The organism is Sulfurihydrogenibium sp. (genome assembly GCF_028276765.1).
Taxonomy (GTDB): Bacteria; Aquificota; Aquificia; order Aquificales; family Hydrogenothermaceae; genus Sulfurihydrogenibium.
This window is the reverse complement of sequence record NZ_JAPYVU010000040.1, coordinates 1-16,619: the sequence shown is the minus strand read 5'-3', so window position 1 is coordinate 16,619 and position 16,619 is coordinate 1. Positions and strand designations below refer to the sequence as shown.

Sequence of the window (16,619 nt, the reverse complement as noted above, 5' to 3'; positions counted from 1 at the left end):
TATGCTTATTAATAGGTTTTTAACAATGAATAATTATTAGCGTAGTGTATAATTAATTAAAGAAAAGCAACAAAAGGTATGCAGAAAAAATAGACTATTCTATGATTTTCTATTATTGGACAAAGCCGTATTAGTAATTTTTATACAATTTAGAAAAAGAAACTCTTTGGGCTTATATTCTCGAAATGGTGGAAAAAGTTGAATAATAAGCCTTATAAATGAAGAACAACACTGTTTGTCATTTCGAACTTATACAATGACGGACAATGGTGAACTTGTGAAAATTTTTTCTAACACTCTCGCTACATATTAAGAGTGTTCCAAAAAACCCAAATTGTCATTCTGAGCGAAGCGAAGAATCTCTTCCTTTCTTTTCAAGTCAAAAAATCAAAAAAGAGATCCTTTGGTTTTCGATCTCAGAATAGCAAGGAAAGGTAAATTTACAAAAATCTTGGAACACTCTCGCTACATATTAGTTAATCTATGATATAATTGATATTTTAAAGCATCTTAGAGGTTACGATGGAAAAAATTTTAGAAGTTTGTGAGACATTAGTACATTCAGAAGAATATCCGATTTTTTACCATGATAAATCAAGAGAGATTTGGATAACAGGATATAAAGAGGGAAAAAAATTTGATTTGTTTATAAAGAAACTTTATGACGGAACATTTAAACTGATATACGAAATACCTGAAGAAAGAAAGGTTGCACTTTTTTTAGATGAAGATAAATTAATTAACCGCTTAAAAACAATATTTGAAAAAGAGGTGGTAGAAGATAAATGAAAATGAACGTCGGTATAGTAGGATTACCTAATGTTGGAAAATCTACAATTTTTAATGCGCTTACAGAAACAGCAAAGGCAGGAGTTGCTAACTATCCATTTTGCACCATAGACCCAAACGTTGGAATAGTTAACGTTCCTGACGAAAGACTTTATAAAATTGCAGAGCTTGAAAAAAGTAAAAACATAGTTCCTGCAACAATAGAATTTGTAGATATAGCAGGTCTTGTTAGAGGAGCAAGCAAAGGAGAAGGCTTAGGTAATCAATTTTTAGCAAACATAAGACAAGTATCAGCTATTGCACATGTTGTTAGATGTTTTGACGATCCGGATATTATTCACGTAGAAGGTTCTGTAAATCCTGTAAGAGATGCTGAAATAATTGAAACAGAATTAATATTAGCAGATTTACAATCAATAGAAAAAAGATATGAAAGGTCAGCGAAAGCTGCAAAAACAGGAAATAAAGAAGTTAAATTTGAAGTTCAAGTCTTAGAAAAAGCTAAAGCTATTTTAGAGGATTTAAAACCACTTAGAACAAATCTTGATAAATTTGAAGAAGAAGAGATACAGTGGCTTGCAAGAACACTCTATCCAATAACAATAAAACCGCTTATGTATGTTGCAAACATTCCAGAAGAAGATTTGCCGGAAGGAGAAGGAAATATATATTTACAGCAACTTAAAGAAAAAGCAAAGCAAGAAAACGCACCTGTTGTAGTTTTATGTGGAAAAGTTGAGCAAGAATTAATAGAACTTCCAAAAGAAGAAAGACAGGAATTTTTAAACGCCCTTGGCTTAAAAGAACCAGGATTAAACAAAATGATTAAAACAGGCTATGCACTTCTTGATCTGATTACTTACTTTACAGCAGGAGAAAAAGAAGCAAGAGCATGGACGATAAAAAGAGGGACAAAAGCACCCCAAGCAGCAGGAGAAATTCACTCAGACATAGAAAGAGGTTTTATTGCGGCAGAAGTGATAAATTATGATGACTATATTAAAATCGGCTCAATGCAAAAAGCAAAAGAGCTTGGAATGGTAAGAATAGAAGGAAAAGAGTATGTTGTAAAAGACGGCGATATTATATATTTCAGATTCAATGTTTAAACGTGATAGGTGAGAGATAAGAGGCTGAAATGTTAACAATTTTTACCATCTCAATATACAACTTTTCTTCTTATATCTTTTAGAATTGATAATGAATTTCATACCATTGCTTATTTATCTTTCTTTCAGATACATTCTTAATTGAGAATGCTTGGAAAAATCAACATCATCATTCTGCAGCCGGCGAAGAATCCCCTTTTTCAACCCTCTTCCTTTCAAGTAACAATAAAATAGGAGATCCTTCGGACTCAAGTCCTCGGGATGACAGAGAAAGATTGAATGATAAGCATTAAAGGAAGAATAACCTTAGGGTGTCATTCTGAGCGAAGCGAAGAATCTCATACTTTTATTGAATTTCTCACCCGACGTATTATTAAAAAATTTTAATGATTTTATCATTCGTACTTGTATATAATTATCTGATTAAGATTAATGATTAGCAAGGATAAACATGAAAAAGTTTATAACTGTAATAGTTGTCTGTTTTGGTTTTAATGTATCTTTTAGCTTAGCCGAAGATGTTAATCAAAAAATAACTGTAAACGACGCAATTAAGATAATAAAAGAAAACAACTACGATGTAAAAATTGCATCTTATGAAGTTAAAAAAGCCGAAGGTCAATATATTCAGACAAAATTTTATCAAAATCCAACCTTATCAGTAAATTACACAGGTATTACGTTTGGTAAAAACATTGTGTACGATAACGGAAATACAATGTTATCCATAAGAGTAGACCAGCCTTTTGAACTTGGTGGAAAAAGAGAAAACAGAATTAAATCTGCTTTCTATCAATTACAATCTATTAACTATCAAAAAGAAGATACTACAAGGAGCGTAATTTTAAACTTTTTATCTGTTTACTTTCAAACATTGTCTGACAAAAGTTATTATGAGTATTTAAAGCAGGATTTAAACGATTATGAAAAAATGCTTCAAATCCAAGAAAAGAAACAAAAAGCAGGTTTTTTAAGTCTAATAGACTATATGAAGCTCCAGCTGTACAAAAACGAGCTGGAAAACAGTAAATTACAAGCAGAAAGTACTTATAGAAAAGATTTGCAGGAGATTAAATTTTATCTAAATGGAAATTATGAACCAGTATCTGTAAATATAGATACTAAAGAACCAAATCTTGATGATTTAATTCAAAAAGCAACAGAAAAAAGAGAAAGTATAAAAGCATTGCAAGAGCAGTTAAACTCAGTAGAACATCAGATTAAATTAATTAAAGCATACTCAATACCGGATGTAAGCCTTGGCGTTGAGTATGACAGCTTTGGAACTCAGTATAAGCCGGGTGTAGGTTTTGGATTTTCTTTAAACCTGCCAACCTTTGATAAAAGAAAAGGTGACCTTATTACTGCCATAGCTTTGAAAGAACAAACGTTGGTAGCCCTTTCAAAGGAAAAAGACAGAATAAGAAAAGAGATATCGCAAGCGTATGAAGATTACCTTGTTAGCAAAAAAATATACAACTCATACTTAGAAAAAAAGAAAATTATGGATGATTTGTTAGAAAGGACAAAAAAAGCCTACTCTATAGGCGGTATTTCTACACTTGATTTCTTAGACACACTACGGACCTACAAATCTTTTATGAATGCTTATCTACAATCATACTATCAATTTCTCAACAATTATTTATCATTAAAAATACTTGCAGGAGAAGACCTATGATAAGCAGAGTTTTCCTTTATATGGTTGTTTTAGCTTCTTTTGTTTTATTCTCTTGTAATGAAGAAAGTAAAAGCTCTGATAATGAAAAAAATACAAAAAAGCAAATTCAAACAGTGGAAGTGGTTTATCAAGAAGTGCCAGATTACATTGATGCAACAGGGTTGGTACAGCCGGATAAAGATGGTACTGTAAAAATAACCTCCAAATTACCAGGAATAGTTCAATCGATCAATGTCCAAGTTGGAGATTATGTTAAAAAAGGTCAAGCCCTGGCATCTGTAAAAGCACCGGACACAACAGATTTATACTCACAAAAAGTAGCCTTGTCTGTTCAATTGTCCCAAGCAGAGAGAATTTATAAACTAAAAAAAGAGCTGTACGAAGTTGGAGCAATTCCAAAAGCAGAGTTTATGGATGCTGAAACAAACTACAATGTGCTAAAAGCCCAATTAAAAGGCATTGAAGAAAAGATGAAACTTTTAGGTGGAACCCTTGGTTCAAGTGTTATCACTTCCCCAATTGATGGAATTGTGTATCAGATAAACAGTCATGTTGGAGATTCTGTTGACCAAACAACTGAAATATTAAGCTTGGTTAATCCAAACAAAATAATGGTAGTTGCGTTAGTTCAGGATAAAGATGTATTTAAACTTAAAGAAGGTGACGATGTAGATTTTTCCATTGATTTATTCCAAGATAAAAAATTTCAAGGAGTTGTTAAATACATAAGCGACGTTGTAGACCCGGACACTAAAAAAATTAAAGTATTTATAGAACCAAAAGAAAAAGAAGCACTAAAAATAAACATGTTTTTCAATATAAGAATATACACAGGCAAACAGACCCATGCAGTTATCCCGCAAAAAGCATTAATATACAAAGATGGTAAATTTTACGTCTATGTAGAAGAAAATGGAAAGCTAATCAAAAAAGAGGTCAAATTTATCAAAGAGCTTGAAAATAACAAAGTATCCGTTGACGGTTTAAATCAAGGTGAAAAGGTTGTTGTTGACCCTATGTTGGAGGAGCATACTTGAAAAAATGGGTAAACTTTGTAGCTGATAATGCTTTAATATTCTTTATTTTTGGCTTTATAATTACCGCTATATCATTATTCTTTGTAAAAAATTTAAACATTGAAGCATTTCCGGACCCGTCTCCACCCGTTATAGAGATTGTGACTATATATCCCGGCAAATCAGCAGAAGAAATAGAAAGACAAGTAACAATTCCATTAGAAATATCCTTAGCCGGAATGAGAGGACTTAAAAGAATAGGCACTGTATCTTTATACGGTTTATCTGATATCAAATGCTCGTTTTCTTATGATGTTACTTACAGAGAGGCAAGGCAAGAGGTAATAAACAGGCTTGCAAACGCAGATTTACCGCCGGGAGTTTCTCCAAGTATAATTCCAAACCCAATCGGTGAAGTTTTAAGATATGCAGTTATAGGAAATAAAAATCTTATTGACCTTAGAACCATTCAGGATTGGACAGTTGCAAGATACCTTAAAACTGCTGAAGGTGTAGAAGATGTAGCAAGCTATGGTGGTTTTATAAAAGCATACACTGTCGAAGTTAAACCGGAAAATTTAATTAAATACAATGTTTCTTTATCTGATATAGTTCAAGCAATATCTAGCTCTAACGTAAACTCTGGTGGAAGGGCAATAGATTTTGGCTCTCAATACTTTCTCATAAGAGGAGTTGGTCTTATAAAAAACTTAGATGATATAGGAAATATTGTTGTTGCTTATAAAAACAATACACCTATTCTTGTGAAGAACATAGCAGAAGTTAAGGTCGGAAACATTCCGAGAACCGGTATAGTTGGACTAAACAACTATAACGACATAGTTATGGGAGTAGTAGTTTTAAGAAGAGATGCTAAAAGCATACCTTCCATAAAATCTATTAGAGAAAAAATTCAAGAATTAAACCAGCATATTCTTCCAAAAGACGTAAAAATTGTTCCTATTTATGAAAGAGGTAAATTAATCGATACGGTAGTACATAAAGTGGCAGAGATTGCTTTAGTAGGAATTGCTTTAGTATTTTTGTCTGTTTTTATTTTTCTTGGAGATTTTATAACTGCGTTCTTAGTGTCTGCAATCGTTCCTATGTCTTTGATAATAGCCCTTGGAATTATGGCTATAAGAGGAGAATCTGCTAACTTTCTATCTATTGCAGCAATAGATTTTGGTATCTTAGCTGATATTTCTCTATTGTTTGTAGAAAGCTATCTTGCAAACTCTACAAAGTTTGGTGTAGGAAGAAGGGCTTTAATGAGCGCCACAGATGACGTTGGCAAGTTCTTGCTTTTATCAATAGCTATAATTGGCATATCATTTATTCCTGTATTTTTAATGGAAGGTGCAGAAAAACGCATATTCTCTCCAATGGTTCAAACCTACTTATATGCTATAACAGCGGTTATTTTCCTTACATTTACATTTTTAATAGCAGCATTATTCTTATTTATAAAATCTCCAAAGCACGAAACTAAGTTTGTAGCCATTTTAGAACATTTTTACGAAAAATTATTGCACAGTTTAATAAAAGTAAAAATCAAAACCATTAGCTTAGTGCTTATAATCATAACAGTTATTACTCTACTTCTGATAAAAAACCTTGGAATTCAATTTATACCAAAGATGGATGAAGGTAATATATATATTCGTATAATCTTTCCGTACTCAATTTCACTATCCCAAACTTATGAGAATGCAAAAAAGGTTAGAGATACTTTAATTAAATATCCAGAGATTAAGACAATAGAGTTTCAAGTTGGAAGACCGGAGGATGGAACTGACCCAACGGGACCTTTTAACTCAGAATATTTCATAGACTTAAAGCCATACAATGAATGGAAAAATTTCCATACTAAGGAAGAGCTTGAAAATGCCATTAGAAGAGATTTAAAAAATTTGTTCCCAAACGCAGATATAAACGTGTCTCAGTATATAGAGGATAACTTGGAGGAAGTTTTAACCGGCGTAAAAGGTGAGAATGCCGTCAAGATTTTTGGAGATGATCTGTATAAGTTAGAAAGCTTGGCTGAGGAAGTTGAAAAAAGAATTGCTACTGTACCGGGCATAGTAGATGTTGGTATTTTTAGAGAGATAGGTCAGCCAAACTTAGTGATAGAAGCAGATAGAGAAAAATTAGCTTTATATGGTTTGTCCGTTGAAGAGTTAATGGATACTGTTTCTGCGGCTCTTGGGGGAAAAGAAGCAACCCAAGTTATCGAAGGAGATAAAAGATTTTCTTTAATTGTAGTCCTACCCGAACAGATAAGACAGAATGTTTCCAACATTGGAGATATCCCGGTAGCTCTTCCTAATGGATCTTATGTAAAACTCTCTTCTGTAGCCAATATTAAATTTGATACCGGAGCTTCTTTCATTTATAGAGAAAACTACAAAAGATACATACCGATCAAGTTTAGCGTTATCTCCGAAGACTTAGCAGGCACAGTAGCAAAAGCACAAGAAAAAGTACAAGATATAAAACTTCCAGAAGGGTACTTTATAGAATGGGCAGGACAGTTTAAAAGCTTAGTAGAAGCTCTGCATAGATTAGTTATTTCTGGATTAGTAGCAGTATTTGCATTATTTATTTTCCTTTATATAGTAAATCGATCAATCAGAAATACGCTGATTTCAATGCTTGGTATACTTTTTGCATTCTTCGGAGGGTCATTAAGCTTGTTTGCTACCGGTTATCCAATAAGCTTATCTGCAATAGTTGGGTTTGTATCAATCTTAGGGATTTCCATATTAAACATTTCTTTTATTATGGCATCTTATAAGATGCATATTCTTAATGGAATTAGTGTGGATGAATCAGCAAAATTAGCTTCAAAAGAGAAGTTCAGGGCAGTTCTTTTAAGTAGCTTTACAGCATCCTTAGGACTGCTCCCGACAGCATTATCTCAAGGTGTAGGTAGTCAAATTCAAAAACCATTAGCTATTGTTGTAGTAGGTGGTATGCTAATATCTGGCTTGTTAATAATTTTAATCATTCCGCCACTTTTAAAATATAGTGAAGTTAAAGAAGTTTAAAAAAATTTTGTACAAGATTCTTTTCTTGGTATAGATTGTGAAAAATTAATAAACGTTTTTGTATTTCAACAATTGCCAGTACACAATAGCTAAAAAGAGTTTAAAAAATTCTCGTAAGCTTACTTTTCCTTGCCATCCAGCAGCAAAGTGAAGAATCTTATTTTTTAATGTTTTTTGAAAAGAAAGAAAAAGAGGAGATTCTTCTCCGGCTGCAGAATGACGATGCTGTCTTTCAAAGCAACCCAAAGGTGATGAATGTTGTGGCAATTCAAGAATTGCCAGTATGCAATAGTTAAGGAGAAAGAATTATTCTAAAGTTTTTTACCCATTACTTTAGAAGTCATCCAGCAGCAAAGTTATGAATTTTATAGTTCTTATTTTTTTAATTTTCCCAAACCGGTATGACTTATACAATAAATTTACAAGCTTAAAAAAATCCTGTATAATATTACAGAATTAAATATAATGGAGGAGCAAATGGAACAACATGTCATAATGGCTCTTATAGTGTTAATAGTGGTTCCGATTATATTTACCATTTTTGCAAAAAAACCATCATTAATACCGACACCTATTCAAAACGTATTTGAGATATACATAGAGTTTATAGATAATCTTATAAAGGAAAATATGGGTGAAAAAGGTAGAAAGTACTTTCCATTGATAGCATCAATTGGATTGTTTGTATTCTTTGGAAACTTGCTTGGAATTATACCGGGTTTAGAATCTCCAACAGCCAACTTAAATACAACAATGGCTCTTGCTCTTTTGGTGTTCTTCATATACAACTTTGAAGGCATTAGAGAAAATGGTATTGGCTACTTTAAGCACTTTTTAGGTCCTGTTCCTGCAATGGCTCCGGTTTTTGTTATCATAGAACTTCTTAGCCATCTTAGCAGACCAGTAACATTGGCTCTTCGTCTTTTTGCAAACATGACAGGTGGTGAGCTTATAAGCGTAGTTTTAATCATGCTTGTCCCATTCTTAATTCCAATGCCAGTTATGCTAATTCACTTAATAGCTGTATTCTTACAAACATACGTTTTTGTAGTCTTGACAACTGTTTACATCGCCGGTGCTATTACTCATGCTGAACACTAATGGAGGATAATAATGGTTGAAATAAAAAAGATTTTTATAAACTTCCAGTTTAATAATATCTCTTTAAAAGCTTTAGAAATTGCAAAAGACTTAGCTAATAAATATAATAGTCAGCTTATCATTTTCCATGAAATAGAAGATGTGTATATGATGAAAAAATTTGCAGTAAGCTTTGGATTACCTGTTTCACCGGATCTTGAAGAAAAAAATAAAGCCTCTGCTAAAAGTAGGATAGAAGACTTATTAACTGATTTTTCTAAGGATGTTAAAATAATAGTTGACATATCAGAAAGTGTAAAAAATTCACTTCCAAAAGTTGTTAAAGAGGAAAGCCCAGATTTGGTTATAATAACGGAAGATTATGAATACTTAGCTAAAAAAATAGAATCAAATGTCTTTATTGTAAAAAAATAATTACTTATAGGAGGTTGTATTAATAATGGTTAAGTTCTCAAAAGTGTTGATGTTGATGGTTTTAGCAGGAACGGTTTCTGCTGCGTTTGCTGCAGAAGGTGACCCAATGGCAAGAGCTGTATTTTACGGTGCGTTAGCTATCGGTGCTGGCGTTGCTATCGGTGCAGCAGCAGGCGGTGGTGCTGCCGGTCTTGGTAATGCGATCAGAGGTGTTCTTGAAGGAATGGCAAGAAACCCTAACATGGGTCCAAAATTATTGACAACTATGTTCATTGGTATGGCATTAATAGAAACATTCGTTCTCTATGCATTACTTATCGCAATTATCTTCATCTTTACCGGTATTTTTGATTCAAAAGCAGGTTTCTAAGATAAATTTTAGCTTAAAAAATTGTTGGCAGCCATAAAGGGCTGCCTTATTTTATTTTTGTAGGAGGTGTATAAGAATGGCAAATGAAAAAGCTAAATCACACTTATCAAACAAGAAAAGAAAAAGAAAATCAGGATTTCTTGCAAGAATGAGAACTAAATCCGGAAGAAAGATCTTAGCAAGAAGAAGGGCTAAAGGAAGAAAGCGCATCGCTATCAAGTAAATGATCACATTAAAAAAAAAGACATACAAAATGTTTTTTCTAAAAAACAAATTGTAGATAATGAAGATTTTTTAGTGGTTTACCTGAAAAACGATCAAGAAAAATCAAGGTATGCTTTTGTAACTTCAAAAAAAAACTTTAAAAAATCCGTAGATAGAAATAGAGCAAAAAGACTACTAAGAGAAGCCGTAAGGCTTCGTCTTAATTTATTAGATGATCTTAAATACGACATGATTTTTATAGCAAAAAAAAGTATTTTAAATAAAAAAGTTTATGATATTCTATCTCAAATTGATGCTGTAATAGGAAAGCTAAAAAATAATGATTAAAAAATTGTTTATCAACGTAATAAGATTTTATCAAAAATACATCTCACCTATTAAAGGGCAAAGTTGTAGATTTCACCCAACTTGCTCAGAGTATGCAGTTTTATCTATCGAAAAGTATGGAATTATAAAAGGCACATTAAAAGCCATCTGGAGAATACTAAGATGTAATCCATTTTCAAAGGGTGGCGTTGATTATCCTTAAAACATTAGAGGTGAAAAGATGGAACAACAAGATATGCAAAAGAGATTTATGATATTTTTTGGAGCAGTTGCACTACTACTGATATCTTTTTCCTTAATTAATCAATATTTTTTTAAAGACAACACTCAAAATCAAAAAAATCAAACTCAGCAAACCCAAAAAGAGGCTGCAGCTCCTATTAAACAAGTTAGCGGTAGTTATGACCTTGTCTTATCCGGTGAAAGGGTTAATGTTGATAATTTAAAAGATATAGTTAGAATTAAAACAAAGGAAGGCTATGTAGAGTTTAGTAATATCGGCGGTAGAATAGTATCAGCTTTTGATAACAGATATAATATCGACATTGTTCCTGAATTTTCTAAATCTAATAAAGTTTTCCCGGGAGAAATCATAACCACAAATACAAATATTACAAAACTTTTAAACTTTTCAAAATACGAATCAAAAATACAAGATAATAAAATCTCATTTTACTTAAAAAATGAAAATATAGAAGTTGAAAAAACTTATACAATTAACGATGATAATACTATAACAGTAGACATTAAAACCAAAGGTCTTGAAAGTGTAGGATTAGCATATTTAACAGGTATAACTTTAAAATCTGAGGGAACTTTTGGACACAATGGACCTATAATCAAGACTGACAAGGAAATTATAAAAATAAACAATGATATTAATACTATTCAAACAATCAGAGACAAAATACTTTGGGCTGGTCAAGAAAATAAATATTTTATGCAGATTCTGTCTATTAAAGGTGGTATAAACACTGTTTATATAGTTCCGGTTGCAAAAGATACTACCGTTGTTTTAACTGAAATCCCGGCATCGTTTGAAGGTTTTAATTATTTAGGTCCAAAACTTTACTCACTTTTTGGAGAAATTACAGATAAGTATAAAAAGCTTTGGAATGTAGATTTAGATTTAAGAAGTTCTATTGATTTTGGCTTCTTTGGCATTCTTGGAAAACCTCTATTCTTACTGCTTCATTTTATATATGACTTTATCCATAACTGGGGGTTGGCAATCATTGTCTTAACTGTATTATTAAGGATTGTATTATTCCCGCTTAATCACAAATCTCTAAAAGCAATGAAAAAAATGGCAGACCTTGCTCCAGAAATGGAAAAACTTAAGAAAAAATACGCAAAAGACCCACAAAAACTACAAGAAGAAATTATGAAGCTGTATGCAGAAGCCGGTGTGAACCCAATGAGTGGATGTTTGCCAATTCTTGCTCAAATTCCTATATTCATAGCATTGTACAATGTTTTAATGGTAACAGTTGAGTTAAAAAATGCTCCGTTTATGCTTTGGATAAAAGACCTTTCAGATAAAGACCCTTACTATGTTTTACCAATCTTAATGGGACTGTCAATGGTTGCTCAGCAGTTTATAACTCCAAGCTCTGATAAAAATCAAAGAATGATCATGTATATTATGGCTGGTGTGTTTACATTTATGTTTATGAATTTTCCATCAGGGCTTGTTTTATACTGGCTAACGAATAATATATTAGGATTAATTCAAAGTGTTATTGTTAACAAATCAATGAAAAAATGAACAAAGATACAATCGTAGCAAACGCAACCCCACTAATTCCGTCAGCAATTTCAATAGTTAGGATTAGTGGGGATAAGGCTTTAGAAATAGGTAGAAAAATATTCTCTTTGCCGGAAAAAATAACTCCAAGAAAAGCTTATTTTGGTAAAATTTTTAACCATAAAGGTGAAGTTATTGACGAAGGTTTATTCGTATACTTTCAAAAGCCAAAAAGCTTTACCGGTGAAGACCTTGTAGAGATTTACCCCCACGGAAGCGTTCCGGTTGTAAAAAGCATATTAGAAGCTTGTTTTATGTATGGTGCAAGATTAGCAAGACCGGGTGAATTTACAGAAAGAGCTTTTTTAAATGGAAAAATTGATTTATTGCAAGCAGAAGCTATAGCAGACCTAATCAATGCAAAATCTGAAAGAGCAGCAAAAATTGCAGTCTCTATTCTGGAAGGAAAATTATCTAAACAGATAAACACTTTAAGAGAAAAGCTAATAAATCTTATATCCTTGATAGAAGCTGAGATCAATTTTCCTGAAGATGTTGAAGAGATAGACAGTAGTCTTATTATTTCTCAGTTAGAAGAGGTAAAATCTCAAATAGATAAACTTTTAGCAAGCTATAAAAAAGGAAATCTTATAAAAGAAGGCATTAAGCTTGCAATCGTTGGAAGACCAAATGTTGGAAAATCATCTTTATTTAATGTACTTGTTGGCTATGAAAGAGCAATAGTTTCTGAAATACAAGGAACTACAAGAGATTTTATAGAAGAAAGTCTTAAAATAAGAGATATTCCGGTTATTTTACTTGATACAGCTGGACTTAGAGATACAGAAGATAAAATAGAAAAAATAGGCATAGAAAAAGCACAAGAGAAAATAAATGAAGCTGATATTATCTTATTCGTGATAGATGCATCTTCCGGTTTTACAGAGGAAGATAAAAAAATTTATGATAAAATTAAAGATAAGCCACATATAATTGTAGTAAATAAATCCGATTTAAACAACAAACCTATTGATTTTTTTGAAAAATATGATAACATTGTATATACAAGTGTTATAAACAATCAAGGAATAAAAGAGTTAGAAGAAAAAATCATAACATCCTTAGGAATCATAGAAAAAGAAGATGATCTTTTCATAAACCTAAGACAATCAACTTTACTAAAGCAAGCAAAAGAAAAAATAGAGGAAATAGAAAATCATATTGACTTTTTAATCAATAATAAAGAAATATTAATGATTTACATTCAAGAAGCTTTAAATTGCTTAGACGAAGTCGTAGGGGCTATATCAACAGAAGATGTTTTAGATAATATCTTTAGTAAATTCTGCATAGGTAAATAATCAACTAACTAAAGGAGGTCTCATGGTAGACTTATCAACCATCACACCTGAGTCATTGAAGGAAAAAACATTAGTAGAGTTAAAAAAAATAGCTGAAGAGCTCGGTGTAGAAAAGATATCAGGGCTAAAAAAAGATGAGCTTATAGGAAAAATCATAGAGAAAAAGGAAGAAAAAGAAGGTTTAGTTAAGATAAATGGTGTTTTAGAAATCCTTCCTGAAGGTTTTGGATTTATTAGATTTCTTGAAAACAATTACGCACCAAGTCCACAAGATATATATGTCTCACCTTCTCAGATAAAAAGATTTGGACTTAAAACCGGAGATACAATTATTGGAGTAGCAAGAAATCCTAAGGAAGGTGAAAAATACAGAGCATTAGTTAGAATAGATAGGGTCGGAAGTCTTTCTGTAGAAGATTTAAAGAAAAGACCATCTTTTGATAAGCTTATTCCATATCACCCAACGGAAAGATTGAATTTAGAATACGACCCATCTGATTTATCAACCAGGGTTGTTGGTCTTGTAGCGCCTATTGGTAAAGGTCAAAGAGGGTTGATAGTTGCACCGCCTAAAGCTGGTAAAACAGTTTTAATCCAAAGAATAGCAAAAGCTATAATAAAGAACCATCCAGAAATTCATTTAATAATCCTTCTTATAGATGAAAGACCTGAAGAAGTTACAGAAATGAGAAGAATAGTAGGCTCTGGGGCGGAAGTGGTAGCATCGACTTTTGATGAACCCCCAGAAAGACACATACAGATCTCTGAGCTTGTGATTGAAAAAGCAAAAAGGATCGTAGAAGAAGGTAGAGATGTTGTAATCTTGCTTGACTCAATGACAAGGCTTGCAAGAGCTTCAAACGCTATTACACCACCATCCGGTAGAGTTTTATCCGGTGGTATTGAAGCAACGGCATTACAAAGACCTAAAAAATTCTTTGGAGCAGCTCGTAATATAGAAAATGGCGGAAGTCTCACAATTCTTGCCACAGCTCTTGTGGAAACCGGCTCAAGAATGGACGATGTGATATTTGAAGAGTTTAAAGGAACTGGTAATATGGAGCTTTACTTAGATAGAAGATTGATGGAAAGAAGAATCTTCCCGGCTATAAATATAAGCAAGTCTGGAACAAGAAAAGAGGAGCTTTTACTGGAAGACTGGCAACTGCAAAGATTATGGATATTACGTAAATTCTTATCTACAATGGATGAAGTTGAAGCAATGGAATTTCTGTTAAGCAAACTTTCCAAATTTAAGACAAATGATGAGTTTTTAAAATCCATGAACGCTTGAGAATGAATACAGTATAAAAAATTGTTGACTTCTTGCTTTCTCGTCTACTTACTGAGAGTGCTCCAAAATTACTGTAAGTTGTATAATGTATATGTAAAATTAAAATGAGCTTGCTTTTATTCGTCATCCTGAGGATGAAGTCCGAAGGATCTCCTCTTTTGATTTTTTAACTTGAAAAGGAAAACATGAGATTCTTTGCCGGCTGCAGAATGACGGTGTTGGTTTTTTCAAGCATTCTACTGTAAAGCATTCTTTTTTGTAATATTCTTATGATAGAATAAATTTTTAATATTAGCTATTTTGGAGATTTAAATGGCTTACGTGATAGATTATGAGCTATTGGAAAAGTTAGAACAAAAAGTAGGCAAAGAAGAGGCTAAAAAGATTGCACAAACTATTGAACTGATTTATAACGAACTTGATAAAAAATCAGAAAGCTTAGCACAACAGAAAAAGCTTGAGCTTAAAGACGAGCTTACGAAAGAACTTGCTACAAAGGCTGATTTGGAAATATTAAAAACAGAATTAGAAGCTAAGATAGAAATAAGTCATAAAGAGCTTGAAGCAAAGATAGATAAAGAAGTGTTAAAATTGCAAAACGATATACAGAAGCTTGATAAAAAGTTTACAACGATGTTCATAATCTTAGCTTTTTTAATCATCTTCATAAACAAAGATGCGATAGATTTAATAATCAAACTTTTACCATTTACAAAATAGTTGTTTCTCTATAATCATAACAATATGATTTGTCGAACGTAGCAAAAAACAGGATTTATACTTCATATTCATCAATTCCTTCCAAGAGAGTTTTCCAAAATTTTTGTAAGTTTATCTTTTTGTCATCCTGAACGTAGCGAAGGATCTCATTTTTTAATGTTTTTTAAAAAGAAAAACGGGAGATTCTTCGCACGGCTGTAGGACTACGGTGTGGATTTTTACAAGCAGTCTCATCATAGCAAAAACACGGGTTTTATTCTTCTACGTTCATCAATTCCTTCCAAACATTCTAATATCTTTATATTCAAATATCTTAATAAAAATATGTATTTGACAATAATTTAGATTGGTATTAAAATTATTTTTGAAACTTATTCATGAAGATGGATAGAAGATTTTTTTAAAGCTCTCGTGCGGTATTTTGGTTGTTGCTTTGTTGTTAAGCGTAGGTCAAACTTTACCTATGCCAAGGAGACAAACCACAAAGCTTACATAGAATGAATGGGCAAAATGATTATGGAGAGAGATATTTGGATAAACTGTTCCATTTGGGACAAAAAATGTTCCATTTGGGACATAGGTTTTTGTCATAACAAGCATTTAAGCCTCTCGAAAATTGGCATAGAATTTGTATTAAAATTTTTTAACAAAAAGATGGGAGGTGCACAACAGTTGCTATTTTCTGTAAAAAAGTGTAAAAAAATGTATATTGACAATACAAAAACAAAAAAGTGTAGAATTGTAAATAGCAAGAAAAGAGAGTGATTAAAGATGACAACACTCCAATGTTTACTTGAATTTCAGAATACGCAAAATAAAAAAACAGTATTAGATTTAATGCGTAGATTCTCATCTGCTATGAGATATGCATATCAAAGATTGTTAGAAGGTGAAAAAAGAAAAGACCTAAAAAAGACACTACCAAAACTATTTAACATAAACACAAGATACTCAGATGATGCAATACTCTTAGCACAATCCACTATCTCATCATGCAAAGAAAGAGGTCAAAATCCAAAAAAACTTATATTTGGCTCAAGAAAAGTATTTGAGCAATTAAAGAAAAACCATTTAACAGGAAAAAGAAGAAGACAGTTAAAAGCAAAATGGAAAGAAAGCAGACAGGGAAATTTATATTCAAGAGGAGATAAATCAAAGCAGGGAAATCTGAATTTAAGATTTCAGTGGATTAATAATGAGCTTTATTTAAGAATAAATACAGGAGACAGACAATATATCTATGCAAAAGTAATTAGAGACGTTAAGAGAAAAAATGATAAATGGATAAATTTTATGTTTATGCTGGAAAATGCATATAAATACAAAGAATGGTTTCCATATTCAGTCAGACTAAAAGTAAAAAACGGTAATCTATATGCTTTTATATCCATAGAAGAAAAACTACCACCTATAAA

The 16,619-nt window shown here is 32.0% G+C and carries 16 protein-coding genes and 1 pseudogene; 16 read left to right on the top strand and 1 reads right to left on the bottom strand.

The features are described 5' to 3' along the window. Positions 1–522: 522 nt before the first annotated feature. The 15 genes from Q0929_RS06975 to Q0929_RS06905 all read left to right on the top strand — a co-directional run bounded on the left by Q0929_RS06975 (position 523) and on the right by Q0929_RS06905 (position 15,204). Positions 523–789 (top strand): hypothetical protein, encoded by a 267-nt coding sequence (locus Q0929_RS06975; protein ID WP_299239174.1) that lies wholly within the window; start codon positions 523–525, stop codon positions 787–789. Continuing rightward, on the top strand, positions 786–1,898 hold the full coding sequence (gene ychF, locus Q0929_RS06970) for a redox-regulated ATPase YchF (RefSeq protein WP_299239172.1): 1,113 nt from the start codon (positions 786–788) through the stop codon (positions 1,896–1,898). Before Q0929_RS06975 ends, ychF begins: the two co-directional genes overlap by 4 nt. A 451-nt stretch (positions 1,899–2,349) precedes the next feature. Beyond that, entirely contained in the window at positions 2,350–3,579 is a 1,230-nt protein-coding gene (locus Q0929_RS06965) for a TolC family protein (protein ID WP_299239170.1), read from the top strand. Beyond that, positions 3,576–4,616, top strand: coding sequence for an efflux RND transporter periplasmic adaptor subunit (locus Q0929_RS06960; RefSeq protein ID WP_299239168.1), 1,041 nt, complete (start codon positions 3,576–3,578; stop codon positions 4,614–4,616). Before Q0929_RS06965 ends, Q0929_RS06960 begins: the two co-directional genes overlap by 4 nt. After that, positions 4,613–7,645: an efflux RND transporter permease subunit gene (locus Q0929_RS06955; protein WP_299239166.1), complete on the top strand. Its 3,033-nt coding sequence runs from the start codon at positions 4,613–4,615 to the stop codon at positions 7,643–7,645. Before Q0929_RS06960 ends, Q0929_RS06955 begins: the two co-directional genes overlap by 4 nt. Before the next feature lie 477 nt (positions 7,646–8,122). Beyond that, positions 8,123–8,746, top strand: a complete 624-nt coding sequence (gene atpB, locus Q0929_RS06950; RefSeq protein ID WP_299227200.1) for a F0F1 ATP synthase subunit A — start codon at positions 8,123–8,125, stop codon at positions 8,744–8,746. Between the two features lie 12 nt (positions 8,747–8,758). Next, complete coding sequence (locus Q0929_RS06945; RefSeq protein ID WP_299239164.1) at positions 8,759–9,160, top strand: universal stress protein; 402 nt, start codon at positions 8,759–8,761, stop codon at positions 9,158–9,160. A 25-nt stretch (positions 9,161–9,185) separates the two neighbouring features. Further along, positions 9,186–9,530, top strand: a complete 345-nt coding sequence (atpE, locus tag Q0929_RS06940) for an ATP synthase F0 subunit C (protein ID WP_012459663.1) — start codon at positions 9,186–9,188, stop codon at positions 9,528–9,530. A 76-nt stretch (positions 9,531–9,606) separates the two neighbouring features. Further along, the gene (gene rpmH / locus Q0929_RS06935; protein ID WP_299239162.1) at positions 9,607–9,753 is read left to right on the top strand and encodes a 50S ribosomal protein L34; all 147 of its coding nucleotides are present in this window, start codon (positions 9,607–9,609) and stop codon (positions 9,751–9,753) included. An 8-nt stretch (positions 9,754–9,761) separates the two neighbouring features. Then, positions 9,762–10,082, top strand: a complete 321-nt coding sequence (gene rnpA, locus Q0929_RS06930; RefSeq protein WP_343232052.1) for a ribonuclease P protein component — start codon at positions 9,762–9,764, stop codon at positions 10,080–10,082. Further along, the gene (gene yidD, locus Q0929_RS06925; protein ID WP_299239160.1) at positions 10,075–10,284 is read left to right on the top strand and encodes a membrane protein insertion efficiency factor YidD; all 210 of its coding nucleotides are present in this window, start codon (positions 10,075–10,077) and stop codon (positions 10,282–10,284) included. The genes rnpA and yidD overlap by 8 nt, the downstream gene beginning before the upstream one ends. Positions 10,285–10,302: 18 nt before the next feature. Further along, positions 10,303–11,850 (top strand): membrane protein insertase YidC, encoded by a 1,548-nt coding sequence (yidC, locus tag Q0929_RS06920; protein ID WP_299239158.1) that lies wholly within the window; start codon positions 10,303–10,305, stop codon positions 11,848–11,850. Beyond that, positions 11,847–13,190, top strand: coding sequence for a tRNA uridine-5-carboxymethylaminomethyl(34) synthesis GTPase MnmE (gene mnmE, locus Q0929_RS06915; protein WP_299239156.1), 1,344 nt, complete (start codon positions 11,847–11,849; stop codon positions 13,188–13,190). Before yidC ends, mnmE begins: the two co-directional genes overlap by 4 nt. 22 nt (positions 13,191–13,212) lie before the next feature. Next, positions 13,213–14,484, top strand: coding sequence for a transcription termination factor Rho (rho, locus tag Q0929_RS06910; protein ID WP_299239154.1), 1,272 nt, complete (start codon positions 13,213–13,215; stop codon positions 14,482–14,484). 312 nt (positions 14,485–14,796) lie between these two features. Next, positions 14,797–15,204 (top strand): hypothetical protein, encoded by a 408-nt coding sequence (locus Q0929_RS06905; RefSeq protein WP_299239152.1) that lies wholly within the window; start codon positions 14,797–14,799, stop codon positions 15,202–15,204. Positions 15,205–15,654: 450 nt separating this feature from the next. On the opposite strand, the gene Q0929_RS06900 is transcribed toward Q0929_RS06905, so the two are convergent. Further along, positions 15,655–15,804 carry a hypothetical protein gene (locus Q0929_RS06900; RefSeq protein ID WP_299239151.1) on the bottom strand — a complete coding sequence of 50 codons (150 nt, stop codon included), beginning with the start codon at positions 15,802–15,804 and terminating at the stop codon, positions 15,655–15,657. A 171-nt stretch (positions 15,805–15,975) separates the two neighbouring features. Here Q0929_RS06900 and Q0929_RS06895 point away from each other — a divergent pair. Next, a pseudogene (locus Q0929_RS06895) lies at positions 15,976–16,619 on the top strand (IS200/IS605 family accessory protein TnpB-related protein); the annotation flags it as partial.